The 651-nt window shown below is 70.4% G+C and carries 1 protein-coding gene; it reads right to left on the reverse strand.

Annotated elements, in window-relative coordinates:
* Positions 1-651, reverse strand: a 651-nt coding sequence (locus HEQ75_RS27755) for a hypothetical protein (protein WP_456237403.1), incomplete at both ends; no start/stop codon positions are given.

A 651-nucleotide genomic window follows, 5' to 3' on the forward strand; every position in this document is an offset into this window, starting at 1 on the left:
TGCGCCGAGGCGATCGCGCCGATCTGCGTGCTGCTCAGCGCGCCGAACTGCGTCGTCGTCAGCGCCGCCAGCTGCGCGCTCGTCAGCCCCGGCAGCTGCGTGTTGGCCAGCGCCTCGACCTGCGTCGTGGTCAGGGCCACCAGCTGCGTCGTCGTCAGGGCACCGAGCTGGATGCTGGTCAGGCCACGCAGCTGCGTCGTGGTCAGGACCGCCAGGTCCGTCGTCTCCATCGCCTGGAGCTGCGTGTTCGTCAGCCCGCTCAGCTGCGCCGTGCCGAGGCCTGCAACCTGCGTCGTCGTCAGCGCCGCGATGTCCGTCGTCTCAAGCCCCTTGAGCTGGGCAGGCAGCACGGCACCGAGCTGGGTGGAGGTCATTGCACCCAGCTGGGTCGTGGTCAGCGCCGCAATCTGGCCGCTGGTCAACCCGGCCATCTGCGTGGTGCCGAGTGCACCAATCTGGGTCGTCGTCAGCGCCGCCACCTGCGCCGTGGTCAACAAGCCGACCTGCGTCGCCAGCAGGGAGGCAATCTGCGTCGTGGTGATGGCCGTTGCCTGCGTCGTCGTCAGGCCGATGATCTGCGTGCTCGCCAGCCCGCGCAGCTGCGTCGTCGTCAGCGCCGCCAGGTCCGTCGTCTCCAGCGCGCCGGCCTGC

This window comes from Falsiroseomonas selenitidurans, assembly GCF_012103215.1.
Taxonomy (GTDB): Bacteria; Pseudomonadota; Alphaproteobacteria; order Acetobacterales; family Acetobacteraceae; genus Falsiroseomonas; species Falsiroseomonas selenitidurans.